Source organism: Brenneria rubrifaciens (genome assembly GCF_005484945.1).
Classification (GTDB): domain Bacteria; phylum Pseudomonadota; class Gammaproteobacteria; order Enterobacterales; family Enterobacteriaceae; genus Brenneria; species Brenneria rubrifaciens.
Genome location: NZ_CP034035.1, coordinates 3,824,411 through 3,850,310, shown reverse-complemented (window position 1 = coordinate 3,850,310; position 25,900 = coordinate 3,824,411). Strand labels below are relative to the sequence as shown.

17 protein-coding genes and 1 pseudogene are annotated in these 25,900 nt (G+C 54.3%); 9 read left to right on the top strand and 9 right to left on the bottom strand.

Going from position 1 to position 25,900, the window contains the following annotated elements; translation table 11 throughout:
• Positions 1-27 precede the first annotated feature (27 nt).
• The 4 genes from EH207_RS17210 to EH207_RS17195 are packed head-to-tail and all read right to left on the bottom strand — an operon-like array spanning position 28 to position 11,724.
• On the bottom strand, positions 28-501 hold the full coding sequence (locus EH207_RS17210) for a hypothetical protein (RefSeq protein WP_137715082.1): 474 nt from the start codon (positions 499-501) through the stop codon (positions 28-30).
• Positions 498-9,401, bottom strand: a complete 8,904-nt coding sequence (locus tag EH207_RS17205; protein ID WP_137715397.1) for a hemagglutinin repeat-containing protein — start codon at positions 9,399-9,401, stop codon at positions 498-500. Before EH207_RS17205 ends, EH207_RS17210 begins: the two co-directional genes overlap by 4 nt.
• Entirely contained in the window at positions 9,401-9,946 is a 546-nt protein-coding gene (locus tag EH207_RS17200; RefSeq protein ID WP_137715081.1) for a toxin-activating lysine-acyltransferase, read from the bottom strand. Before EH207_RS17200 ends, EH207_RS17205 begins: the two co-directional genes overlap by 1 nt.
• A complete protein-coding gene (locus EH207_RS17195) occupies positions 9,946-11,724 on the bottom strand; it encodes a ShlB/FhaC/HecB family hemolysin secretion/activation protein (protein WP_137715080.1) in 1,779 nt (592 codons plus the stop codon). The genes EH207_RS17200 and EH207_RS17195 overlap by 1 nt, the downstream gene beginning before the upstream one ends.
• 445 nt (positions 11,725-12,169) lie before the next feature.
• On the opposite strand from EH207_RS17195, the gene EH207_RS18660 reads away from it, so the two are divergent.
• The 8 genes and pseudogenes from EH207_RS18660 (at position 12,170) to EH207_RS17160 (ending at position 19,708) form a co-directional block, all read left to right on the top strand.
• Positions 12,170-12,451, top strand: a complete 282-nt coding sequence (locus EH207_RS18660) for a BcsE family c-di-GMP-binding protein (protein WP_175413708.1) — start codon at positions 12,170-12,172, stop codon at positions 12,449-12,451.
• Between the two features lie 159 nt (positions 12,452-12,610).
• Positions 12,611-12,973: a BcsE family c-di-GMP-binding protein gene (locus tag EH207_RS18655; protein WP_425456732.1), complete on the top strand. Its 363-nt coding sequence runs from the start codon at positions 12,611-12,613 to the stop codon at positions 12,971-12,973.
• A pseudogene (gene bcsG, locus EH207_RS18495) lies at positions 12,973-13,190 on the top strand (cellulose biosynthesis protein BcsG); the annotation flags it as partial. The gene EH207_RS18655 and the pseudogene bcsG, both read left to right, overlap by 1 nt.
• 345 nt (positions 13,191-13,535) lie before the next feature.
• The gene (locus tag EH207_RS17180) at positions 13,536-14,714 is read left to right on the top strand and encodes a HAMP domain-containing protein (protein ID WP_217496107.1); all 1,179 of its coding nucleotides are present in this window, start codon (positions 13,536-13,538) and stop codon (positions 14,712-14,714) included.
• 327 nt (positions 14,715-15,041) lie between these two features.
• Positions 15,042-16,334 carry a dicarboxylate/amino acid:cation symporter gene (locus EH207_RS17175; RefSeq protein ID WP_137715079.1) on the top strand — a complete coding sequence of 431 codons (1,293 nt, stop codon included), beginning with the start codon at positions 15,042-15,044 and terminating at the stop codon, positions 16,332-16,334.
• Positions 16,335-16,756: 422 nt separating this feature from the next.
• Positions 16,757-17,179, top strand: a complete 423-nt coding sequence (locus EH207_RS17170) for a hypothetical protein (RefSeq protein WP_137715078.1) — start codon at positions 16,757-16,759, stop codon at positions 17,177-17,179.
• Between the two features lie 287 nt (positions 17,180-17,466).
• Positions 17,467-17,943, top strand: a complete 477-nt coding sequence (locus tag EH207_RS17165) for a hypothetical protein (protein ID WP_137715077.1) — start codon at positions 17,467-17,469, stop codon at positions 17,941-17,943.
• A gap of 292 nt (positions 17,944-18,235) precedes the next feature.
• Positions 18,236-19,708: a M16 family metallopeptidase gene (locus tag EH207_RS17160; RefSeq protein WP_137715076.1), complete on the top strand. Its 1,473-nt coding sequence runs from the start codon at positions 18,236-18,238 to the stop codon at positions 19,706-19,708.
• 37 nt (positions 19,709-19,745) lie between these two features.
• On the opposite strand, the gene kdgK is transcribed toward EH207_RS17160, so the two are convergent.
• The 3 genes from kdgK to yhjD all read right to left on the bottom strand — a co-directional run bounded on the left by kdgK (position 19,746) and on the right by yhjD (position 22,118).
• Positions 19,746-20,678 carry a 2-dehydro-3-deoxygluconokinase gene (kdgK, locus tag EH207_RS17155; protein WP_137715075.1) on the bottom strand — a complete coding sequence of 311 codons (933 nt, stop codon included), beginning with the start codon at positions 20,676-20,678 and terminating at the stop codon, positions 19,746-19,748.
• A gap of 176 nt (positions 20,679-20,854) precedes the next feature.
• Positions 20,855-21,052 carry a 2-hydroxymuconate tautomerase family protein gene (locus EH207_RS17150; protein WP_137715074.1) on the bottom strand — a complete coding sequence of 66 codons (198 nt, stop codon included), beginning with the start codon at positions 21,050-21,052 and terminating at the stop codon, positions 20,855-20,857.
• Between the two features lie 34 nt (positions 21,053-21,086).
• Positions 21,087-22,118 (bottom strand): inner membrane protein YhjD, encoded by a 1,032-nt coding sequence (gene yhjD / locus EH207_RS17145; protein WP_137715073.1) that lies wholly within the window; start codon positions 22,116-22,118, stop codon positions 21,087-21,089.
• A gap of 495 nt (positions 22,119-22,613) precedes the next feature.
• Here yhjD and EH207_RS17140 point away from each other — a divergent pair, with 495 nt between their 5' ends.
• Positions 22,614-23,777, top strand: a complete 1,164-nt coding sequence (locus EH207_RS17140; RefSeq protein WP_137715072.1) for a phosphodiester glycosidase family protein — start codon at positions 22,614-22,616, stop codon at positions 23,775-23,777.
• A 683-nt stretch (positions 23,778-24,460) separates the two neighbouring features.
• On the opposite strand, the gene EH207_RS17135 is transcribed toward EH207_RS17140, so the two are convergent.
• Positions 24,461-25,027: a DcrB family lipoprotein gene (locus EH207_RS17135; protein WP_137715071.1), complete on the bottom strand. Its 567-nt coding sequence runs from the start codon at positions 25,025-25,027 to the stop codon at positions 24,461-24,463.
• Positions 25,028-25,139: 112 nt separating this feature from the next.
• Positions 25,140-25,817 (bottom strand): 7-cyano-7-deazaguanine/7-aminomethyl-7-deazaguanine transporter, encoded by a 678-nt coding sequence (locus EH207_RS17130; protein WP_137715070.1) that lies wholly within the window; start codon positions 25,815-25,817, stop codon positions 25,140-25,142.
• Positions 25,818-25,900: the final 83 nt, after the last annotated feature.

Sequence of the window (25,900 nt, the reverse complement as noted above, 5' to 3'; positions counted from 1 at the left end):
CCCGGCCAAATGGCCGGGATTAACCATTTATAACTCTTGATATTTGATACCTTCATCGTGTTCATATGATGATGATAAAGAGTCACTAATATTTAGTTCATCACCAACATTTACAACAATCAAACTCAAACCACTTTCAAAAACCAGCTTTATTCCTATATAGGCATCCTCTATCGAAGAAAATATCGAATAAGCTTTCAATAGGGATTTTCCAATATAATCAACAAAAAATGTTGAATTTGAAACATCCATAATTATTTCCTTGCCATATTCTCCAAGATCATTTCCCTGAACAGGAAAGTCTGTTACCTCTAGGGTTGAACCATCTTTACCACACCTGAAACTGGCTATGCTCTCAGTATTGGAAAAAATAAACTGTAATTGCTGAGGATGTTCAAAGTCAGGCGTTTCAAAAACATAGATTAACCCTCTCACTCCTGAGAGTCTTTCACCAATAACATGGTTAGCCCATTCTTGATATTTACCTAAAGGATTCATCATTTCGGGTCTCCCTTAAGTGCATTTTTCACCGATGTATTATTAACCCCGTCCTTAAGGATAGTGACAAAACTGCCATCTGGCTTAGTGACAACAACATCATTCCCTTTTATTCTGAAGAATACATCTCCACGGCTAGCGCCGTTTCCTACACCTTGACCTGCAAATTTACCGGCGACGACCTTATCAGGATTAGAACCGATATCATTTATAATATCTAATACACGTTGCCTATCTGCCGCATTCGATGCATTACCGCCGAAATCTTCAACATGTTTTCCAAGTTTTTTACCCAATTGCGCATTAGTAACTGAGAATGCAGCATTAGATCCGACTCCAGAGTTGGGTAAAGATGCATGTCCGGGACTCGGTAAATAGCCTGATATCTCATCACTGGCCTTATTAATCAGCTTCGACGCTTCAGCAACATCCCCTTTCTTCAGCGCCACTTCTGCTGCTTTTATCGCCTTGCCCGCCGCATCACCCGCTACGGGGATCAACCCAGCCATTGCTCCAAGATAATCAATGGCTGACTGCGCTTCAGCAAAGCCCTTGATATCGCCCACAACCGGTATGAAGTCTAATCCAAAACCAGCAGCGCCTTTCAATAATTCATTGCGATGCTCACTTATCTTGGCCGAACACGCTTCTGCACTCATTCCAGCACAGTGCTGTGCCTTGAACTCTTCAACGGCAGCAACCAGTTCTTTTTGCGCATTTTGGTACTTCTCTTCCTGCGACACACCCGAGACTTTATTCTCAATAATGTCACTCAGCGCATTATTCTCAACCGCATTCTTACCAGCCTGTGCTCCCGCCAACGTGTTAGCACTGCTGTCACCCACTACGCCACCCGCCAAGCCTGCCGCCAGGGTGGAAAGGACGCTGATAGTTTGCTTCTCATCTTCTGTTAACGCATCCCGCGATATTCCTGGATAAAGCTGCTGGGCGATATACTCGCTTACCGTCGCGCCTGCCGCTCCCGCCAACGCGCTGTTGCCCTGCACCTTCGCTACTACCGCGCCCACCACTGCGTGGGCCATCAGGTTGGCTTCGGTGTTTATCTTGCCATCGGCGTCGGTTGTCATGTCGTGGATGACTTCCGCCAGATACGGAGCGCTTGCGCCTGCCAGCGCTTTCGTCATATCGCCCCCGGCCAGCCCCTGCACCGCTGCCGTCGCCGCCTGTATCGCCCGCTGAACCGCGCTGCCCGTGCCATATTTCTGCATCTCGGCTTTGTAGATATCCGTTTCACGCAGTTGCCCGGCGGTATAACCCGGATACGTCTCTTTCGCGGCCTTCGTTGCCTGGATGCTGCCTTCCGTACGCGCAATGTCCGCTACCTGGTTGCCGATTTCGCCTATCAGTTGCGCCTGCTGCAACCGGTTTTGCTCTTTCTCCTTGTCGAATATCGGCGAGAGCGTCTGGTTGGCGTGCGCCACATCGCGGCTGAGCTGGTTTATATCCTGTTGCTGGTTCGCGCCGTCGCGGATAACCATTGTCCCTTCGGAGACCGCCGACCGGGTGGTCGTGCTGTCGCGGCCTTCACTATCGGCCCCGGCCAGCAGGCCGTTCGCCATATTGCCCGCGAACTGACCGCCGATGCCGCCGCCGGTGCTCATACCGATGCTCTGGTGCTCCGCTTTATAGTCGGCGCGGTTTTCAATATCGCTGAAGCCCAGCGTCCCGGTGTCGAGGCGGTTTTTGTCCGGCGCGGCGGTCGAACCCATGACCGCGCCGTCGAGCCGGGTATGCTCGCCCACCGTCACATCAAAGCCGCCCTTGCCGGCGAAAATGCCGGTTTGCTCAACCACCGAGTCGTAGTCGCTGTGCATCTTGTCCCGGCTCAGGTTGACGCTCGCCGAGCCGCTCATCGAGCCAAAAGTGAAGCTGCCGCCGGCGCCGGCGTTCTGCTGCTTCGCGTCGTAGCGGTCGCTGTCCTGCTCCGAGGTCATCGTCAGGTTACGTCCCACATCGGCTTTCACTGTCTCGCCGCTCACCTGCGCGCCGCTGAGCGCGGTATCGCGCCCGCTCAGCAGGGTAACCCGGCGTCCCGCATCCACCGTGGTTTCGGTATGGGTGACGCCGTTACCGCTCTCGCTGCCTTTGCCTTTGTTGACGCTGGCGGAGACGCTGATGCCCCAGCCGCCGGAGCCGACGCCAATCCCCACGCCGACGCTGCCGCCGCGGCTTTCGTTTTTGCCATCAAGCTGCCGGGTGTTTTCCGCCGAAAGCAGGTTGATATCGCGATTGGCGGCAAGCAGCACGTTGTCGCCCGCGTTGAGCCGGCTGCCTTTCACCGTCAGGTCGCCGTCCTGACCGGTGGCGCTGATGCGGAGATCGTCGCCCGCCGTCAGGCTGCTGCCCTGTGCGGTGTTCTGCTCGCTGCGCTGCGTCGACTTCGATGACTGGCTGCCGTAAGAGAGGCTGATGCCCACCGTATTGGTGTTTGCCGCATCCCCGCCTTGCGCCGCGTCCAGACGGACCGCCTGCGTCGCCTGAATGCCGCTCAGCGCCGCTTTCACCCCCTGCAATGCCTTCAGGCGGTCATTGTCGGTGTTTCTGGCCGCCCGCGCCGTGGACACGGCGGTATTCAATGCGCTGCCCGCCGCCCCGGAGAGTGCCAGCGTCAGGCCCGACGTTTTCTGCGCCACTTCGTGCGTCTGGCGGCGTTGATTCTGCGCCGCATCGATGTCGACGCGCCCGCCGCTGAGCGTCATATCGTTGCCCGCCACCAGCGCTGAGCCGGTCACGGCGAGGTGGTTGCCCGCGCTGAGCGTCAGATCGCCGTTCACGCTGCCGACCGTACTGCCCAGTTGCGTCACGTCCCGGCCGGTATCGGTCACGTCCAGGCTTTGCGAGCCAATGCTGAAACCGATGCCGCCGGAACTCATCAGGCCGGATTTTTTCTCCTGTTTCTGATGCCGTTCGCTGTTACGCTCGCGCATGCCGCCGACGGTCAACTCGTTGCCTGCCAGCAGGGACACGTCGCCGCTGCCCGCCACGTTGCTGCCCAGTACGGCAAGGTCGTTGCCTGCCGTGATGTCCACGTTGTCGCCGCTCAGTTCGCTGCCTGCAACCGTCTGGCGGGAGACGGCGTCATGCGTGCGGGTGGTGGTCTTCGACAGCCAACTGCTGCTGCCGGTCACCTTGTGGCGTTCATCCAGATCGAGGGTGTTCTCCGCGCCTTTGATATTCACGTCATGCCCGGCGCTCAGTTGCAGCGCATTCTCCGATGAGAGCAACGCCGCCTGTGCGTTGATGTCGTTACCCGCCGCCAGCGTGAGGCCGCCTTTACCGACCACTTCGCTGCCCACGCTGTCGCGCTGGCTTTGCTTCAGGGTGTTGTCACCGTCCCAGACCAGGTCGTCGCGGCGGGCGGTCGTGACGGTATCGAGGTTCAGGTCGCGCCGGGCGATAAGCCGCGTCTGACCCTTTTCGCCGCTGTTCACGACCTGGGCCGCCGTCAGGTTCAGATCGCGTCCGGCCTGGAGGGTCAGCTTGCCGTCCGCGCCCTGAACGTAAATACCGGAAACGCTGTCGATAGTGGTTCTGGCGAAACGGTTCTGATCCGCGGCGCTTTCCACGCTGCGAAGGGTAGTGGTGGCGTTGATATCGCGTCCGGCGCCGGCCAGCAGGCTGTCGTTGCCCTGAATAATGCCGCCGATATTGTTGAGATCCGTCCGGGCATTCAGGCTGACATCGGCCCCCTGAATGGCGCCGGTCTGGTTGGTGATAGTGTCGGCATCCAACTGCAACACGCGCCGTCCGGCGAGGGTACCGCGGTTAAACAGGTCGCCGTCGAGCTTCATCACGACATTGTTACCGGCGATCAGCGCTCCGGCGCCATCGATATCGCCCGGTTTCACTTTGGCGTAGACCTGCGGCACCAGCACCGTGCTTATGGAGCCATCGGGCATTTTCACCTCTCGGTTCACCAGCCAGACGATATCGCCGGTCAAAAGCGCCATCTGATCTGCCGTCAGCGCCACGCCCAGCTTCAGCGAGAACTGTTTGCCGAACGTAATACCTTGATCCATTAATGATTTAAATTGCGCTTCGTCGCTGGTGTAGCCGTCCAGATAGCGCTGTCCGGTCAGATTAATGACCTGCTCGCGCACCAGACGCTGCTCATAGTAGCCGTCGCCAAGGCGCTTGGCCGTGTGATCTCCGTTCTGACTGAAGGCGTTCTGCATATAATCGCTGCCGAGCCACTGTTTCTCATTGGTGAAACGCGGATCGGTTTCCACCAGATAGGGCACATCCGTCGACGGGTTAACGGTGAACAGACTGTTATCCGGCAGCGTGGTGTCCGGGCCGACGATGCGGATTGTCCCTTCTGGTGGATTGACCTCAAACTGCTGACCCGGCGGCGGGGTGACCGGATCGCCAGCGGAAACCGACTGTAATTGGGGGAGGCGGGAGTCGCTGTTCACCTGCGCCGTGACCGCTTCCGTCTGGCCGATGGTCACATCGATACTTTGCGGGGTCAGCGGATTGAGGTTGACCGAGCTGCCCTGAACCTCGCCATTGCTGACAAGCTGGCCCGGCTTAAGCGCAATGGCCTGGATCACCGTTGGCGGGGTGTAGGCTGTGCGATCGGCGCCTTGTTCATCCGTCCCTTTATGGCGGATACGGTAGTAGTGCGTCACCCAGCCCTCATCGTTGGTATGGCGCTCGCCGGATACGTCGTCGTTTTTAATCTCTCTCATGCCGCGGGTTTCCAGCGTACCGCCCGCGATAATCCGGCTTTTATCGTTGAAGATCGCATCGCCGGCGACCGTGATGTCGCCGCCTGCGAGGATCTGCGCCGGGTCGGAGGTTTTAATCCGCGTCTCCTGAACCGTGCGGATGTAGTCGTACTGGCTGAAGCTGTCGTTGTTGGAACCCGTATCTTCCGGCGTGTTCAGGTTGCGCAGGCCGTCTGACGAGTTGCGGTCGACAAAGACGCCTTCTTCGTCGGCCTTCCAGCGATTCGGCGAGCCGGCATGCTGGTATTCAGTCACGGGTCCGCTGGAAACGGTGACGATCTCGGTGGCGAAGTTGTCGTTGACGTTATTAATCTGCCCGGCGGCAATCGTCATATTCCCGGCGGACTCAATGGTGGCGCTATGGTTGTTGATAGCGGCCGCCAGCCCCGTCGCCGCGCCGTTGGCGGCCAGCTCGCCGCCAATCGCCATATCGCCCGCGCTAGAGATCAGGCCGTGCCCGCTGTTGTTAAGGGTTTGAACGCCGATATCCACGCGCTCGCGGCCGGCAAGGGTGGCCGCCGTGCCGTTTTCGGCCTGGTTGTTGAACGTTGCCGCGTTCACGCCGATGACGTCGCCATAAATACGGCCGCTACCGGTGTTGGTGAGCGTACCGGCGTTAAGACGCGTATACCCGCCGTCAATCAGCCCGTGGTTAAGTAGTGTGCCGTCGACATTCAGCCAGTTCTGTCCGGCGTTGATTTCGCCGTCCGCCGTATTCGTCAGGTCGCCGCCGTGCAGATCGAGTTGACTCCCCGCCAGCAGCTTGCCGCTGTTGGTGATGCTCCCCGGTGTGACGAGCGTGAAATTGCCGTTGGCGATCGCCGTGCCGCTATTTGCAAACGACTGATCGCTTTGCAGCGTCATATCGCCCAGCGAGAGCAATTGCCCGTTTCCGTCGACGTTATCCGCCCGGATATCCAGTTGCTTGCCGGCTTGCACCACACCGTCACGGTTGATGAGATTAAGTCCTGAACCACTGATCTTCAACACACCGGAAGAGGCCAGTGCGCCCGCGCTGTTGTTCAACTCGCCATTATTGCCAATCGTCAGCGCATTATCGGCAAGGATACTGCCGTGCTGGTTGTTGAGTCCGCCGGTGTTGAGATTGACGGTCCGGCCTTCCAGCCCCTGATTCGCCCCCTGGGTGTTCTGATTAATGACATTAAGCGCATTGAGGGTAAGATCCGCACCGCTGCGGATAAGCCCGGAGACGTTATCAAGCGCGCCTTGGGCGTTATCGAGCAGCATATCGCCCACCGCCTGAATCTGCCCGCCGCCGTTTTGCAGGTTGCCGGTCTGCAAACTGGCGTTTGATTCACCGATAACGCGCCCACCGTTGCGGTTATCCAGCTCCGCGGCAACGAGGTCGAACGCGCCTTTCGCCGCCAGCGTGCCGCCCTGGTTATTCACTACGCCGCTGTTCAGGGTTAACGCGCCGAGGCTGTTAAGGGTTCCCGACCGGTTGTTGAACGTCTGTCCCTGGTTAGCGAGCGCGACGTTTCCGCCCTGTATCAGACCGGACTGGTTTGTGAACTCCCCGCTTAACGAGAACGTCAATGCATTTGCGGCAATTAGCCGCCCGGCGGTGTTATCAAGCGTGCCGCCGGACAACAAAAATTCGCTGCCGGAAAGCGCAAGGCCGAGGTCATTGGTGAAAGCATCGGCCGCGAGCGCCATTGCGCCCTGACTGATCAGGCCGCCTTTATCACCGCTGTTGCGGTTAGTGAGCTCGCCGGCGTCGACATCCAGGCTATCGCCGCTCTGAATAAGCCCGCCGTCATCGTTGTTGATCTGTTTACCGCTCAGGTGGAGCGCGTTTTGCGCCGCCAGTTGTCCAACGCGGTTGTCCAGCATATCGGCGTTAATCGACGCCGCATCGCCGCTGACCAACGTACCTTGTCGGTTACGCAGTTCACCGGCGTCGAGTGAGAGCGCCTTGCCCGCGCCGATAACGCCGCCGCGGTTATCCAGCCATTGCGAAGCGTTTAGGGTCATCCCGCTGCCGGATTTAATGGAACCGCCCTGATTGCTGAAGGTGGTGAAACTGGCCGCCAGCGCCTGTTCGGAGCCGAACACCCCGTTGCGGTTGTCCACCGCCAGACCTTTGTAGGTGAGCGTTCCCTGGCTGATGATCGATCCGTTCTGGTTATTCATTGCGCCGCTGTTGAGACCCAACGCGCCATAAGAGAGCAGGGTGCCGGACAGGTTATTGAGCGTACCGTCGTTCAACGCCAGTTCGAGCCCCTCAGCCAGCACGACGCCTTGCTGGTTCCCCATCCCGACGGATTCGATACGTTGTGATTTGGCCGCCTCAATACGCCCTTTACGGTTATTGATGGCCTGTTTGCTGCGGAGCTCGCCCTTGCCGGTTGAGGCGGAGACCAACCCTTCTTCATTGTTGAGCTCGGAAGCGTCTACGGTGGTATTTCCGGCCGCGGCAAGCGACCCTTTCCGGTTATCCAGCGTGCCTTTAACCTGCGCGTTCAGGCTGCCGTCCTGCGCCGCCAGTATTTTGCCGCGCTGGTTGTCAAGTGTCTGCGCGCCCAGGTTAATATTACCGTTGGCGGCAATTTTTCCCTGCTGGTTATTGAGCGCGCCCGGCAGGTTCAGCGCCAGATCGCCGCTGCCGGTCTGGACGATTTCTCCCTGCCGATTTGACAAACTCTGCGCTGAAAGCGCCATCGCGTCGGCGCCAAGCGCACCGCCATCGTTATTCAACTGCTTGTCGGTTCGCGCCGTCAACCGCTGCGCAGAAACCTGTGCATTTTGTGTGTTGAGGCTGCCTTTCCCGGCGTCCAGTTCAACATGCGTTCCCTGAGTCTGGCTAGCGCTGAGATCCATCCCCTGACTGCGGATGCTGAGATTGCCGCCCGCCAACATTTTGCCGTGCGCGTTCAACTGGCCGCCGGCGTTCAGTTGCAAATCGCCTTTTTCCGCCAGTTGCCCGTTATCTTTCACGCCTGCCGCCAGCACGCTTCCTTCGCTGCCGGTCAGCGAGTCGGACTGGACCAGCGTATTGTTGCCTGCAATGACGGAGCCGCTGTTGTTGAGCGCGCCTTTACTCTGGATGCTGGCGTTATTCCCGGCGCGAACCGCACCGCTATTGGTTACGCCCGCGTTAGACGTCAGTTGCGTATTGTCGCCGGCACTGATGGCGCCGCTGTTTTCAATTCGCCCGTCAGCGGTGATCACCACGCTTCCCGCCTGCGCGCCGATGGCGCCCGCATTGCGCACGCCCACGCCGCTTTCGGTGCCGACCATGCGGATTTTGCCCGCGAACATGCCGCCGAGGGAGGAGGTATCCAACGCCAGTTGAGGCGTAGTGGCGGGATCGGCGGTGGTTTTCTCGATACGGCCATGCTCGGCATCGACCTTATTGCGTCCGGTGGTGACTTTCAAATCCTTTGCCCACAACCCGGCATTGATTTTTACCGAACGGGCAATGATATCGGTGTAATCCGCACCGGCGCTATCCATACCCGGCCCATCCACCACGACCTCGCCCCGTTCAACGTTATAGCCGGTCAAGTTGCCGTTATTCATCTGCACCTGCCCGGTGGTGAGCGTGGCGCGATTGGCGTTGATAAAGCCGCAGCCGCTACAGGTAATGCCGGACGGGTTGGCGATCACCACCTGCGCTTTTTTACCCGCCACTTCAATGAAGCCGTTCAGACGGCTCGGGTCGCGCGAGTTGACCTCATTGAGGATGACGTTGGCTTCCCCCTTGGCAAGCCACGGGTTGCCGGTCACCATTCCCCCCAACTGCGTCTGCACGTTTTGGCGGGAGTTATTGAGGATGGCCCCCTTCTGATTCACATCAAACTGGCTGAAGTTGTTGCGTGAGACGCCGCCCGCGGAAGGGGTTTGAATATTGACTTGCGGCGTGCCGTTGGCGCTGTTGAGGATGGTCGGCTGCTGGTTTTTCGGCGCGCCGCTGTTAGCCACTATATTCGCCTGAACGGGCTGTATCACCCCCATCGCCAGCCAGAGACCGAAGCCGATGGCGCTGACTTTACCGATAAGACGACCAAGCGTATGCCCAATGCCGGAAGAGGGTGAAGAACCGGCGCGGCCGGAGCGGGCGATATCCGCCACTACCATCAGCATGCCGCGCGCTTTATTGAAAACGATACGATACAGGCTCTTGTTCATCATTGTGTCCTTACTGTTAAAACTTGCGGCAACTCAACGGGCAGGGGATGTGCTTTACACCAGTTTCTTGCCGCCTCGCGGCTTATTCTCGCGCCGTGAAACATCACTACGCGTTTACCGCGCTCCCGCCCGCGGTGGTACAACGCGCGGACGCAATGGTCGGGGAAGAGGTCATCGCGCATCAGCTTGTTCATTGCGGCGGTGTGTCCAAAAGGCGCTATCCAGTCGCAAAACCACATCCGATCGCCGCTGTCCCAGTCCTCTTCCTCCATGTGGATGGCAGGGCGGGTGAGATAGCGTGCTTCCGATTCCAGGTTGAGCCATGCCCAGCTCAGAAAGAAAATGGGGCGCTCCCGCTCGGCGACCAAAACGTACTGCCGGCGCTTGATGATGGGCAGCAGCAGCGTCGGTAGCGCATGTAACGGCGCATCGCGATGCAGCGGCGAATGCATCCACAGCCACACGGAAGCGCCAAGCACTTCCGCTTCGTTCGCTTCGCCGCCCAAGAGCAGCGGCGCTTTGATGTCATAATTTCCGACGCGCATCACCAGCTCCAGTTGAGGTTGAACCCGAAAGTCGCGGAATCGGTTTCAAAGCCGTCCGGCTTTGAGAAGGGAACGCCTGCAAACAGGTCATAGCTGGTGTTGAGCAGGTAGCCGCGCAGACCGGCGACGCCGCCCGCCAGATGATGACCGACCAGGATCTCCGTGCCTGCGCCGCCCACCCCGCCGTAGTCGGCGCCAAGATAGAGTTCCTGATTCGGCAGCGGCGTACTCCAGGCCAGATCGTTGCGTACATACCAGCCACGGCTGGCGTTAAGGGTGCGTTCGCCATCAAAGCCGCGCACTGTCCAACGGTTGCCGATAGCGAACTGATCCTGGGGCGTAAGCGGCGTGTTGCTGATCTGGCGCAGGTACTGCACGTTGTAACGGAACGTCTGCGAACCGATTGCAAAAGGCGCGTTGAGCTGAGCGTTGAACAGAAAGATTTTGCCGAGCGCCGTAGCATCGCCGACAGACTCTTCCGGCGCAGGACGCGCGCCAAACCAGCGGGTGCCGCGCTGGTAACTGACGCCGGCGTCAAGCGTGGTCTGGCCGATATAGTGACGGTGTTGCAGCCCCAGCCGCCATGCGGCGGTCTGGCGGCGCTGCACTTCCACCTCGGTGTCGTTGATAAAGTTACGGGTTTCGCGCGCCAGTAAATCATAGGTGAACGAGGTTTTCTGGCTGCTGCTGCGGTGCAGTACGCGACTTAACTGCACATTGAGGTTTTTACTTCTGCCGCTGTAACGGTAATCCTCATTCAGACCAGCCACCGTCTGGCGGTAGTCATAATTGCTGCCGGTGATCCCCAGCATCCAGTAACCAAAAGGCACCGAGTAGTGTGCCGTATAGTTGCGGCTGCTCTTGCCGCTCTGACCATGCAAATCGCGGCCGGCGGAAACGTAGAGGAGATCGCTAAGCGAAAAGGGATTATCCAGCGACAACGTGGCGGCCCCCTGATAGCGGCCGGTGCTTTTGGTTCCTGAGTCATCAAGCGACAGGCCAAGACGCCACATCTTTTCCTGCCTGCGGGTAATGACGATATCGCTCTCGCCCGGTTGTTCACCGGGAATAATCTCCATGCTTGCCTGAACGTTAGGAAGGCGTTGCAAATTTTCCAGTCCTTGCTCGATATCGCGCAGGTCGAGCAGATCCCCCTCATGCGCCGGAAAAGCACTGTAGAGCGGGATATCGTTATCGCTGTCCGGCGTCAGTCTCACCGCGCGGACATCGCCCGGCATGATAGCGAGCGTCAGCGTACCGCTTTTCAGATCCTGCGGCGGCGCCAGAACGCGCGCGGTGACATAGCCGTGATCGATCAGGCGGTTCTGCAATACGCTCATCAGCAAATTGATCCCTTTCGCCCCCAGGCACCGATCCACCGCTTGATCGGCCAGCCGCTGTAATGGCAGCCAGCCAGGGAAATCCTGAGTTCCTTGCAGATCGACTTTTTTGATCGGGAAGCACGGGGTCATTTCCACGGGGAAATGCAGACGGGTCAGGAAAGCGCTGGGAGGCTGCAAACGAACATCCGGCGCCCGTGGCGTCAGTTGTCGCTCTTGCGCGTGTTGCCGTTCCTGCTGATTGATTTGCTGTTGGTTGATCTGCCTGTTATCGATCTGTGAAGGATCAATCGGCGTAGCCGCACTTGTCGAAAATGTAAAGAAAGGTAAATAAATCGTTAATAACAAATGACGTAAAAAAGCCGTTTCTGCTCGGCCATTATTATTTAATTTATTGATTTTAAATGATAAATAAATAAAAGTAACGATCCTTGTCATTATTTTCATATCGGTGAGTTAAATGATTGCTTACATATTCCCATCATAAATGAATAGTCGCAAATGAAAACAATCTCTTTTGGATATATCTCATGGCCTGATAGACGAAATAATTTAATGAGATTAGCGCGTTGTGATTCTTTGAGGTTTGCCTGGATTCGATGGGGACCGCAATGGGCGGGACTGATTTCACTTGTGACCGATAGGACTGACGGGCGGGATGTTGCGAACAGGGATCGGCATACCCAACAGCGGTACTTTGTTCGATGCTCTCGCCCGTGCCATCGTGCAACAACAGCGAATGCAAGAGCGATGGACCCATGTTCATAGGGTTCGCTGGGATCAGAAAATTTGTGATCCCTATTGATGGTGCTAGAGTTTATTTTGATCCGCTTGGACAGTGAGGATAGACCGGAACGCCCTTCACAAAAAAGAAAATCAACCCATGGTGCAATCTTTTCCATTAGGTATCCGCCAGTTTTGGGATGAGCGGTTAACGTTGCAGTTGCCGGGATTATATTGGATTAATATTGATCGTCAGACTGATGCCACTCTGTTTTGCCCGCAAGTGATTAGCGCACAGACAGAGGACGCTCGGGTGGCGTTAATATGCTGTGGCGGCAATTCAGAATCGGTATTCATACCGTTACCGACTACCCGTTTAAAACGATTACCCTGCTATTTTTGTTACCTAAAAAAGAGCGGCATTGCTCGGCTTTACAGATGATCTAATGCGATCGATGAAACCGAAAAAGCGGTTATTCATTCTTTATATCCCCGCGAGGCTGTGGCGGGTTTTACGCAAGAAAAAAACAGTACTGGGTAATGGAAACGGGCGACGGGCTGCGCCGGCGCCAGTGATGAACGGCTGTTGCTGGCCTGCGGCGTGAATATCATCGTGACGCATTCCGAACCGCTGTCCCGCTTCTTGTCTCGGCTTGTAAACGCGCAGGGGCAACATTTTTCCAGACGGGTTCCCGCGGGTATCGATCAATTACCGACGACGATGCGGCCTTGCAGATCAAGGGCTATCTGCCCGCGGAGACGTTCAGGGTGTCGGTGCGATTGCTGCTTGAAAGCTCGCAGATGCCTGGCGTGGCTCAATATCGTTAACCTCTCCGGGCCGAGGGTGTCGGAAACCACCACGGCCGTCGAGATTCCAATTGGGGCGGTGATGCGTTGCCGCCGACGAATGAAAATCTGGCTGCCTATCTGGATCGGTTTTATACGCGGGAGAAAAGCCGGGTAATAGCGTTTCCCGCGCCGAGTCGCTATCTGGCTATTTCAGCATTGGTCGCGCGTCTGGTTGATGGCGGGTCTTCACCGCGTCTTCGGTTGACTGGACGAAGCTGACGAAAGATTTGCCGCAAACGGAAGCCGTTTCGGAAAACGAAAACGCAACAGTGATGCAATATCAGGATAAACCCTGTATCCGCCTGAATCGCGGGGAATGGGTTGCTTATCCGAATTGGCCACCCCCGCATCTCCGCGCCGTTAGAAGACGTCAGGTTCTCTTTACATTGGAGTTGAAAACACAGGGGCCGTTTTCTGGCTTGTCACGCCGATATACCCTATTCTGAGGCCGTTTGTCATCAGCACGGCGCCATCGTGGAAATGCGGGCTTAAGATTAAGATGAAATCCAGTGGATATCAGCATAAAACCGCATTGAGGCACCGATAAGCTGTCTTATACTACCGTTTTTGTCATATCGGTGCCATCAGTGAGCAAGTAAGGTATTTTCAACCCGTAATTGAGTGAAATTGCGGCATATTGGCGTTTTTTAGGCAATACGGATTGACGGAGAAGGCGCTTGCGGCTCAGACGTTCATTAACGATTAAGCAGATGACTGCCGTGTCCGCAGTGGCACTGGTTACCATCAGCCTTTTTATCGTGATACAGCTCTTTCACTTCGTGCACCAGCGTCGTGAGGATTATGCCAGGCAACTGGAGAGCATCGCTTATTCTGTGCGCCAGCCCTTGACGGAGGCGGTGTTGCAAGGCGAAGTGCAACGCGCCGAAGATATTCTCAATAACTTGCTGCCCGCCGGCTTTCTCAGTCGGGCTGAGGTGCTATTGCCCGGCGAATTCCAGACGCTACATGCCAATTTTCCAACCGAACGCCCGGTGCCTAACTGGATTGCACGCGTATTCAAACTGCCAATCCGTATCTCTGTACCGCTTTATTCGCCACCGCAGACGCAGAATACGACGCCGTTGGCAAACCTGGTGTTGCAGGCGGATTCCTACCGCATGTTTCAGTTTATCGTCAGTACGTTTTCGACCATGCTGGCGACGTATTTGCTGCTGGCATTGATCCTGTCCATTGCGATTACCTGGTGTATCAATCGACTTATGGTGCATCCGCTGCGCGCCATTATTACCGAGTTACAAAATCTGTCGGCGGAAGAGATTCCCCATCATCAATTGACCCTGCCCGCATGGCATCAGGATGACGAACTTGGCGCGCTGGTGCGCAGCTACAACCGCAATCAACAATTGCGGGAACAATGCCTTGATGCGATTGAAGGACGGTATGGTTTGCCGGGAAAAGACGATTTTTTGCTGCGATTGCGGCAACGTCTGTCAGAAAACGTCCCGCTCAGTCTAGTGGTGATCGGATTTGAGCCATCATTGGCGAGGCAGGACAACATGCGTTATACCTTGGTAGAGCAACTGAAATCCGCGCAGGAGGTGCCTGGGGAATCGGTCTTGCTGGCTTGTCTTGGCATAGATGAGTTCGCGATGCTGAGGCAACCGTCGCCAGCGGAGCAGGCGACGGACTGGGTACAGCATGTGGTGTTGCAGTGCAATGCGCCGTTTGCCTCCGCCGTCCAGTCGTCGCTGGCGGCCTGTGCAGGGGGGATTTATCTGATCCCGCCTGTGACGGAAGAACAAAAGGACGCCGCCTTATTACTGGCACGAGCACGTTTTGCGATGCAGACCGCCCGTTATAAAGGAAAAAATGGCATCCATCTCATTACACCCTGATTCAAGCGTTTTTATAGGCTAATAACATTATATTTTATATGGTTTTTGCTGTTTTTCTTGTGCAAGTCTTGTCGTGACTGGCTTTGGCTGTTTTTTACGGCTGCGTTATCTCTGCTGTTATCAGCTATTTGTTACAAATAAATTGCATAACTGTTTATTATTCACATCTATTGAAGCGATTTAGCTCTTGTTTTTAACCTAACGTTCACAAACTAAAGTTATAAAACGTTCCCCGCTTGTTATTGCAATGTTACTTTCCGGCGCAATCACAGGTGGCTGCGTACCCGATTTGTCCTCCTGTGTTTCCCCACCATAGGACATATAATTATGAAACTATCAATTGTTAAAAGTCTTTATTTCCAGGTGATTGTTGCTATTACGGTAGGGATACTGTTGGGTCATTTTTATCCGGATCTTGGTGCTCAGATGAAACCGCTCGGCGATGGGTTTGTTAAATTAATTAAAATGATCATTGCGCCGGTTATCTTCTGTACGGTGGTAACGGGTATTGCCGGCATGGAAAGCATGAAATCGGTGGGCCGTACCGGTGCGGCCGCCCTGCTGTACTTTGAAATCGTCAGTACGATTGCCTTGATCATTGGTCTGATCGTGGTAAACGTCATAAAACCCGGCGTGGGAATGAATGTCGATCCGAGCACGTTGGATGCCTCCGCCGTGGCGGTTTATACCCAGCAGGCTTCTCAGCAAGGTCTGGTTCCATTCCTGATGGATGTGATCCCGTCAAGTGCGGTAGGGGCGTTTGCCAGCGGTAATATTTTGCAGGTACTGCTGTTTGCCGTCATGTTTGGTTTTGCACTGCATCGTCTGGGCAGTAAAGGGAAAATGATTTTTGATGTGATCGAAAGCTTCTCCAAAGTCATTTTCGGTATCATTAACATGATTATGAAACTGGCGCCGCTGGGGGCATTCGGCGCGATGGCCTTCACCATCGGTAAATATGGCGTGGGTTCGCTGGTGCAACTGGGGCAATTGATCATTTGCTTCTACATCACCTGTCTTCTGTTTGTTTTCCTGGTGTTGGGCAGCATCGCCAGAGCGACCGGGTTCAATATCTTCAAATTCATTCGCTATATAAAAGAAGAACTGCTGATCGTGCTGGGCACCTCGTCTTCTGAATCCGTCTTACCGCGGATGCTGGAAAAGATGGAGAAAGTCGGCTGTAAGAAGTCCGTAGTCGGTTTGGTAATCCCCACCGGTTACTCGTTTAACCTTGACGGAACGTCGATCTACCTGACGATGGCTGCGGTGTTTATTGCGCAGGCAACCAATAGCCAGATGGATATCTGGCATCAGGTCACCCTGCTGGTTGTACTCCTGCTCTCCTCCAAGGGCGCGGCTGGGGTAACAGGCAGTGGATTTATCGTGCTGGCTGCGACGTTGTCCGCCGTCGGCAACCTGCCGGTGGCAGGCCTGGCGCTAATTCTGGGCATTGACCGTTTCATGTCGGAAGCCCGTGCGCTGACCAACCTGATCGGTAACGGTGTGGCGACTATCGTCGTGGCGAAATACTGCAACGAACTGGATGAGGAACAACTGAATAATGTGCTTTCCGGTCATAACAAACGCGATAATACGACAGAGCCAACGACGCTGTCATAATTACAACGCGCTGTTCTGAACATTTCCCCACGGTGTGGTTGCATCGCGGGGAATTTTTTATGGCGGGCAATTTAATATTTCGATAAAAATATTAACCAACGCAAATCCCCCAAAGAGAACGTGATGATATTACCAATAACTTTACTACGTTACAGGAATTCATGATTAATATTCTGGATAGAAAATAAATAAACTACTGTGTATAAGAATTTTAATGAAGCGGCATTTGTTCCATGTATAAAATAGCGTAACGTTGGCGGATTATTCGTTAGCGTAACAGTGCCTTATCTGACAGTTAATGATATTTAAATTATCAAGCCAACAAGGGGCGGGTAATCGAACATGACGCGTAAATTAAGCAGTATAAAACTTAGCTCGGTAATTAAGTTTACCCTTAAAATAATCCTTTAACGTTTACTACTTTGGTGATTGTTGCGGTTATTACATTTACCTATACCAGCACACGTAACTATCTCGGCTCTCGCATCTGGGATAATCAGCGAATGGGAAAACGTTACACGACTCAGGAACGGTTGGATATTTCTATTGGTAATTATCTGCAAAGACAAACAGTTATTGGTCTTTTGGACATCGAGTTTTTCACCAACAACAACAGACGAAAAGGTGAATTTTTTGAAGAGTTGGTAAAGCGATTTATCTTGATGCCTTATAACAGCAAAGAGGAGTTTTTAAAAGAGAATCCTCGTTGTTACGAGCGCACCTGGGGACTGGTGGAAGGTGGCCAGTTCGGTTTTTGGGCGCGAACGGAGCAGGTGACGGAATGTTTATCTTTCATCATAAAATTCGCTATATCGACAGAGAAACTGGGTCCCATAAAGAAATGATATCTCGAAATACTTATTACCAGGTTAATGACTGCGGCTATGCCCGGAATTAGGAGTTAGTCAAATTTTCAGCTTCTGGAATCAATGTTTAGATGATTTTAATTGAGGCGCCATATTTCTAAGTTCATCGATTCAAGGAGAGCGTGATGGTACTTCCCTGCGCAGAGCAGGTCACTAATAAGTCTCTGTATGGCACCGACAACAAACCCGAACATATACTGGAACCGTTAATTCTCAATCACCGCAGCGAGTTATTAAAAAAATACAGTTCTTATTAATGCAACCGAATGCATGATAAGTGGTGCGGGACAGTTGTTAATTCAGCCAACTTCGATATGGTTGAAAAATTCTTTAATGTGTCTCTACCGCCCGGTACTTATACCAAGACTGACATTCTGCATCGGTTCGGTTATATTGACCCTCAAACTGGTGAGGGCGTTGGCAATGGCAATGGCGATGGCCGCATGAGTAACGGCAATGAATTATTCGGCAACCACACTATGCTGAGCAACGGCCAGAAAGCCGACAACGGATTCAAGGCGCTCGCCGAGTATGACCACAACAGCGACAATATCATTGAGGCGCAGAACCTCGCCTACGACACCCTGCAAATTGAAACGCGGATGGCGATTGATGGCAAGACCATCCATCTCAACCCTGGCATGAACCTCACCGCTGAAATCAAGACTGGCAAGCGCTGCCTCATCGAATTCATTACCCGTCCGATCCAGCGTTCGGCGACGGAAAGTTTGCGGGAAAGATAAATAGTCGCCCCCCTTTCTGTACCTGCCTCTTTTTTCTGAGCGGTCGTCCTGTCCGCCGCTATCTGTCCAATAACGTAACCAGATTGTTAAATATGAATATTTTTCTTTTTTTGAGGATCATTTCGTTCCGCTGGTGACATAGATAAAAGCACGTGGTCAAAGGGAGTGGTACACTTCGCCTTTCTCATTTTCCGTGATGCATACATGAGCGTGTTCGGTGGCAAACGCAAGGCCGCCATTATTATCAACAACAACCACATTGTGTTGGATAGTTATTTAAGTAGGGGTTCACATGCAGGGCACCAAAATTGGCCTTTTAGTTGGTGGAATGTTGCTGGCGGCTGTCGGCAGTAACGTGCAGGCTGAAACACTACAACCCGATCCGGCCTGGCAACAGGGTAAGCTGGACAACGGTTTTACCTGGCAATTACTGACCACGCCACAGCGCCCTGGCGATAAAATAGAGCTACGGCTGATGGTCAATACCGGTTCGCTGGTGGAGAATGCCCAGCAAATCGGGTTTGCTCATTTTCTTCCCCATCTGGCGCTTGCCTTCGGCGAGAAGCTTCCGGCCCTACAGTCGATGTGGGCACAGGACGATAACGGCATGTTTCCTCTGCCGCCGGTGGTGACGTCCTATGATTTCACGTCCTACAACCTGAGCCTGCCGATTAACCAGCCAGAATTGCTGAAAGAGGCGCTGGGCTGGCTGGCGGAAACCGCGGGACAGATGACGATCGACGATGAAAGTATTCAGGCCGCGTTTAACGCTCCCGATCGGATCACGACCTTTCCTAAGAATCCCCAGGAACCCAGTTGGCGCTACCGGCTGAAAGGATCGGCATTATTGGCCCACGATCCCGGTCAGGACGTGAAAGCGCCGCTGGACAGTAAGCCGTTGCAGCAATTTTATCAAACCTGGTATACGCCTGATGCCATGACGCTTTATATCGTCGGACATGTGGATAGCCGAAGTGTTATCGAGCAAATCGGCAAGGCGTTCTCCGCGTTGCAGGGCAAACGGGAAGCGCCTGCTCCAGTGCCGACATTAACCCCGCTGCCGACACAGGCCATCAGCCTGATGAATGAAGATGCCCGGCAGGATACGTTGTCGCTGGTATGGGACATGCCCTGGCATCCTATTCGTGAGTCGCAGGCGTTAATGCGTTACTGGCAACGTGATTTGGCGCGCGAAGCGCTCTACTGGCATTTAAAACAGGCGATGGAAAAGCAGCAGCAGAAAGACAACAATCTGCGCTTTGATTGCAATGTGTTTTATACCCGGGCGCAGTGCGCGATCCATCTGGATATGCCAAACAGCGGCGGCGCGATAACGGGCGCGACGTTTCTGGCTAAGGAGTTGGCGGTGCTGCGGGATAAGGGACTGACGCAACAGGAGTTTGATGCGTTGGTTTTGCGTAAAAAGGATGAACTGAACAAACTGTTCGCCACCTATGCCCGCACCAGCACCGACATACTGATGTCGCAACGTTTGCGGTCGCAGCAGAATGGGGTGGTGGATATCTCCCCTGAGCAATATCAGGAACTGCGGCAGGCTTACCTGTCGGCGCTGACGGCCGACATGCTGAATCAAGCGCTGTACCAGCAGCTTTCGCAGGACGCGACGTTGATGCTGGTGCAGCAGCAGGGTGAACCGGAGGTGAATATGAAAGATCTTCAGGCTGCCTATGACCGGATCATGACGCCCGCGGCGGATGGCGCAGAAACGCCTCCGTTGCAAGGCGACACGCCCGCTGCCCCGTAGGGGCCAAAGGCCGCGAACGCGGCCTGCTCTTCTTTGTTTAAACCGGCATGGCTGGCTGCGGGATAATCGCCCCGCGATATTGGATAACGGTGCTGGCGATCAGATGACCGTGCTGAGCCGCTTCCTGAACGCCGCCGCCGTTGAGTCGAACCGCCAGATAACCGGCGCTGAAAGAATCGCCAGCCGCGGTGGTATCAACCACTTTTTCTTTCGGCAGCCTCACCGCCGGTACGTCGATGACCGTCTGCCCGCGCACTGAAACGAGACAGGAATTCGCGCCGCGCTTCACCACGATTTCCGTCACGCCAAAGCCGTGGGTACGTTCCAGCACGTCTTCAACCGCTTTTTCGCCCCACAGCATCTCTTCATCGTCCAGGGTCAGGAACGCGATATCCGTGCAGGACAGGATTTCCGTGTAGGCTTGCCGCGTTTCTTCTTTGCTCTGCCACAGACACGGGCGGTAATTGTTATCAAAAATCACGTTACCGCCATTGGCGCGGCAGGCGCGCAGCAAAGATAACAAGCGCTGGCGGCTTGCGGGATTGAGGATCGCCAGGCTGATGCCGCTGAGGTAAAGGTAATCAAAACGCGCCAGACTTTGACAGATTGCTTCCGCTTCGGCGTTGTCCAGCCAGTAACGGGCTGCGGCGTCATTGCGCCAGTAATGAAAGGTACGCTCACCGGCGTCGTCTGTCTCAATAAAGTATAAACCGGGCAGTTTGTTATCCATGCGCTGGATCAAATCGGTTTTCACCCCTTCTTTCCGCCATGCGACGACCATTTCGTCACTGAAGCTATCGGTGCCGAGCGCGGTAACGTAGTGAACGCCCAGCGCGTCGGGCTTTACCTGACGAGCGATGTAGACGGCCGTATTCAGGGTATCGCCGCCAAATCCACGGTGAATCGCCGTGCCTTTTTGCGACAGTTCGATCATGCATTCGCCGATTACGGCAATGTGGTTAGTTGTCATCACGGTGGCCTGTTTAAAAAGAGAAGCCGGTTAAACGCGGAAATCAGCCTCAGTTTTAAGATAACGTGAGACGGAGTCAATAGTGTTGAAACGATGTTTTATTTTTTTATGACAAAGGTCGAAAAACCCGTGCTTTCCGACCCGTTTTATTGAACAAGAGCATGAGCGCTACGGGGTTATTTTTGGCGTAAGCGGGTCACGCTTTCTCCACCGATACCCCAGTTGTCGGTATCGACTTCATCAATGACGACCACGGTGGTGGCGGGGTTTTTCCCCAGCGTATCGACCAGAAGTTGTGTGACCCCCGCAATCAGGGCTTTCTTTTGCTCTGCGGTGGCACCTTCCCGGGTGATTTTGATATTGACGTACGGCATAGGTTCTCCTGTCTGGATTGAGGATCTTATCGGGCTAGGTCGGCGAATCCTTGCTCTGCGTTTCGCTTTGCTGCTCATTACGGTCAGTTGAGGTGTCGCCTTTATAATTGGCGGTGGCAATCCAGGCGGCGCAGAAAAGGGTTAACCGGGCGAAGAAATAGAAAAAGGCCATCAGGCCGATCACGGAACCAAAAGCGGCGCCGGAAGGTGAACTGGCGAGCTTGGGCAATGTGACGGTCATGGCAAACTTGATCACCTCGAAACCAATCGCGGCGAGCAAGGTTCCGCGCAACAATGCTTTACGTTTGGGTTTGTGGCGCGGCAACACAAAAAAGATCCAGAGGAAAAGCAGGTAGTTGGCGAAAATCGAGATCGACAGCGCGATGAGCGTCAGCGCGGGCCGCAGCCATTCGATGCCGCCCAGCCCCAGTGCATTCACAATTATATTCTGCGCGGTGCCGGCCACCGAGGTCAGGAACAGCGTAATGACCAGGGCAACCATCAGCCCGATCAGCGACAGGAAATCGCGGGTGTACTGAAAGTAAATCTTCTCTTCATCACGCGGGTTGCGTTCCCAGACATCGCGCGACTGCGCGCGGATGGCTTCACGTAAGTTACCCATCCAACTGACGCCGGAGTACAGGGCGATCAATAACCCCGTCAGCCCGACGGTGGTGCGCTGCTGAATGGCGGTGTTAACCGTATTCTCCAGTGTGCTGGCCAGACTGGGATCGCTGATGCTGCTGACGATTTTGTTAATAATCCCGGTGAGCAAATCCGGGTTGGAGGCCAGCACGAAACCGACGGCTGCAAAGGACACCATAAGGATCGGTATCAGCGACAGAAAAGAAAAATAGGTGATCGCCGCGCCAAACTGGTTGCCCATACGATCATCAAAGCGTTCGCCGGCACGGATCATATGCGCAACGCTAGGAATGGCCTGAATGCGCTTCATTAAACGTTTGGTCCGGGTTAAAACAGAGCGCGGCTTTTTTGAGCCGCCGCACTCTTTATGGGTGGGGTGGGCCGGTGGTGAATGACGATCCGAGTCTGCCGGTTCGGGCATCGAACTTCTCCTGCGGTCAGGTTTGGGTGATAGAGAACAGATTTGATTATAACCAACATTATGAGAATGCCCTGCTTTCAAGGTTTGCCGCTCTCCTGTTCAAGTTGCTTGTGCTGTGGCTGCGCGCCTTGCGGGCCGTTGCAACTTTACGCCTCCTTGCAAAGATGAAATGAAATCACAAAACGGTTCGGTTTCGGATGAACGGCGTAGTTCACGCGCAATCTGCCAAATCGCGGGCTTGAAGGGGGCGCCTCGGAAAACTGAAAGTAAATCACGCTAAGCTTGCGCTGGGAAGCAGGCTTAGCGACAACGCGTAGGAATACCCCAATCACAGGTATTAGTCATTGTAAACCAATTAATTTTGAACCAGGCAAGGGAACTAAACTTGCCGGTTTTACATTTAAATACGGTTCATTATGGAAAACCTTAACGTAGGTTTTCGTGTCACAAGGAGCTTCCCGTTACGAAAACCAAACCTTTACTTAGAGAACTCGTATGAAAGTAAACAGTACTATTCCCCCACACGCCAATAACCCCTCTGCTTCACCTTCATCATCAAAGAGTGCCGACCGAGTTACGGTGGCCTCAAACGATCCTCCTCATCAGCCGACCGAGTCACTCAGCTTCGCATCTGCGTCCACTCAGGCAATTACTTATGGGGAGCGCGTTCGCGAACAGGTTCGTGTGCAATCAGTTGCACCGGGAATAATCAAGACCACGATAAAACCGTTAAAGCAAGGTGAAGCAACTATCGCGGGCGATAACACGCCGTTTGCACGCATGCAAAACCTTATGAATCCGCATTCTGAGTATACCCGTCTGACCGTTGTAGGCGGCGCCTCGGCGACACGTGTGATTGGCACCAAAGAAGGAGCTTTACCGGAGCGCCCCGAAGCGTTATCCAAAAACACGCCCGCCCCGACGGCAATTGTCAACGGCGGGTATTTTATCCACAAGCCAGGCTTGATAGGTGACGATGGAAAGCACATCACCAACATTGGCGCGACGATCGGCCCAACCTCTCACCGAGGGGATCATCAACCGATCTCCCGGCTCTGGAAGCCGTACTATGGACAAATCATGATTGATGGCAAGACCAGTCTGTGCAGTGGACCGCTGTTAGCCCGAAACGGAAAGCAGGAGGCGGTGCCCTTCGGAGACAAAAAATTTATATATCGGCCAGACGGAAAAAATGAAAACGAACTTAACAAATATGGCGGGTCCATGACGCCATCTGGCGACCCGATCGAACGATCGGCGATTAGCGTTAACCCATCCAAAAAGGGATCGGGCGGTGATGTCGTCATGCATGCCTTAACCGCGGGAGGAAGCCGGAAAAATGGTGTCGCCATGGCAGTCTGGCAAAAGCTTACTCAGATCGGCGCAGACTCCGCTCAAGGCCATGCTCATTCGAGTGGGGCCAGAGGCAATGCGTCTACGCTCGCTTTGGATGGAGGCGGCTCGACGTATCTTGGCATACTAGACGGGAATGGCGTAACGACGCTTGCACATGGTCGCGGAGGTATTTCGGGCGATTCCATCCGGCCAACACCCAACGTCATCGTTTCGACACCAGCATTTCAGCGGCAAGAAGCGGGTCCAACGGAGGGCCGAAGCGGTCATATTTCGATCGATCAGGCGCCACAGGACGAAAAATGATGCAGCTATCAGTCAATGCGCTGATCTTCCTTGGTGAGTCTGCCCCGGATTTAGTGGGTCTGCTATTTTCATCTCAATGACGCCGATTGGTGACGTCTCAGAAAACGGTTAAGCGTTCGTCGCCTCTTAGCTTATTCGATCATGCTGTCGGTCATCTTCGGTTTGCGGATTTTCTTGAGGTCGTTGCAATCGGCTTAATGTAGGTTATTTACCGTTTTCTGAGACACGCCTAAGCATGTTGAAATGTAACGCATTATTCTGCCAACCCCCTCTGTTTTCTGATAAAACCAAGCCGTAGTGCTTGTTTCGGGTGAGCACGGTGAGAGTGGACTCACGTTTAATTCCCTACTTTTTGTGTTGAAATGACGTCAAGCACGCATAACTCAAAAAAATACTGTTCAATTCTCACCTGCCATTGTCCCCTTAGCCATTGTGTCGTCATCCCATGCGCATAGGGGGCGGGGGAAACCGTTGGCGGCGTACACGGCGCCGTCGGGCTTGCAGTATCGCCATGACCTTTGGTCGTCTAGCCGGAAAAAATGCGGCATTAAACGATCGAACGTCATCAATCGCAGGCGCGTTTTCAACGCCACGCAATGACGGTCGCAGGGGGGCGGGCAGAATGCCCGCCATAAAAAAGACAGTCGGCAGATGACGTTATATCTTTGCGGCAGGCGGGGTATTTATTTCAGCTTCAGCGTGTGAATGATGTTTTCCGCTGTAGTCTGTGCCTGCTGTTGATTGTCTGCGGGCAGGGTGATCTGTAAGGTCAGCAGATGGTTGTCCACTTTGCCCAGCACCACCGAGGAATAGGCCTGCTGTCCGCTGCTGGTGATGATACTGTCTAATTGTTGCAGTTTCTGCCCGTCAACCTCGATGGTTTTATTGGTTACAACCTGAAGGTTGGCATCACGGGTTCGCTGTTGATCTTCCAGGCGTTGCGTCAGTACGGACAGCGCCTCCGTGGTTTTGTCGCCCAGGATCACGATCACCGCTTTTTGTCCGTTACCGTTGGCGTACACATGCATATTGTTTGCCTGCGTCCCTAATTTACCGCTTTGATCCTGCATGTCGGCCGGCAGCGTAAACGAGATTTTCCCTGACAGCAGTTCAACCGTCTGATTCGCGGAGGCTTCCGCCGCCGGTTTATCTTGTTCGGGCGCGTTTGCCGCATCGTCCGTTTTGCCATCACAGGCCGCCAGCACGGTCACCAACAGGCTGACACCGAAGTATTTTACTAAGTTAGACATAGGTCCCTTTCTCAGTATTTTTTTAACAGGTGAGCACAGTATGGCACCCTATTCAGACGGCATAAACAAGCATTTTACCGCCAATATCGGCAACACTCGGCGGCGGATTCTGTTAGCTGTGGCCTTTAACCGACTGACAGGACGCCGTATCTTGCTGTTCACTCAGGTATTTCAACACCCTATTTAGCATCACACCATACATCGGTACGAAGAAGGTCAGGCTAATCAACAGCTTGAATGTGTAATCCACCAGCGCTATCTCGACCCAGTTCGACGCCATGAAAGGATCGCTACTGCGATAGAACGCAATAAAGAAAAAGGCCAGCGTATCGCTGAGATTGCCGAATACGGTTGAAACCGCCGGCGCGACCCACCAGGCATTACGCTGGCGCAGCCGGTTAAACACGTGAACATCCAGAATCTGACCCAGAACGTAAGCCATAAAGCTGGCGCAGGCAATGCGGGCAACCACGATATTAACCTGGCTCAGCGAACCGAACCCTTGCCATGTCCCCTGATAGAACAGCGCGGAAATAAAATAGGAAATCACCAGCGCGGGCACCATAACGGTCAAGATGATACGACGCGCCAGCGGCGCACCAAAAATCCGCACCGTCAGATCGGTCGCCAGAAAGATAAACGGGAAGGTAAACGCGCCCCAGGTGGTATGGAAACCGAAGATTGATACCGGAAGCTGTACCAGGTAGTTACTGGAAGTAATAATCAGAATGTGAAACAACGATAGCCAGATCAGCGCGCTAAGCTGCTGCCGGGGAGTAAAACGATACATAATGTGACCTTTTTGGTTATTGGGGTTAGGGAACCCAAGAAATCATCCTGCGCCGTTTTTTCCGGCGATACGGCGGCATAATA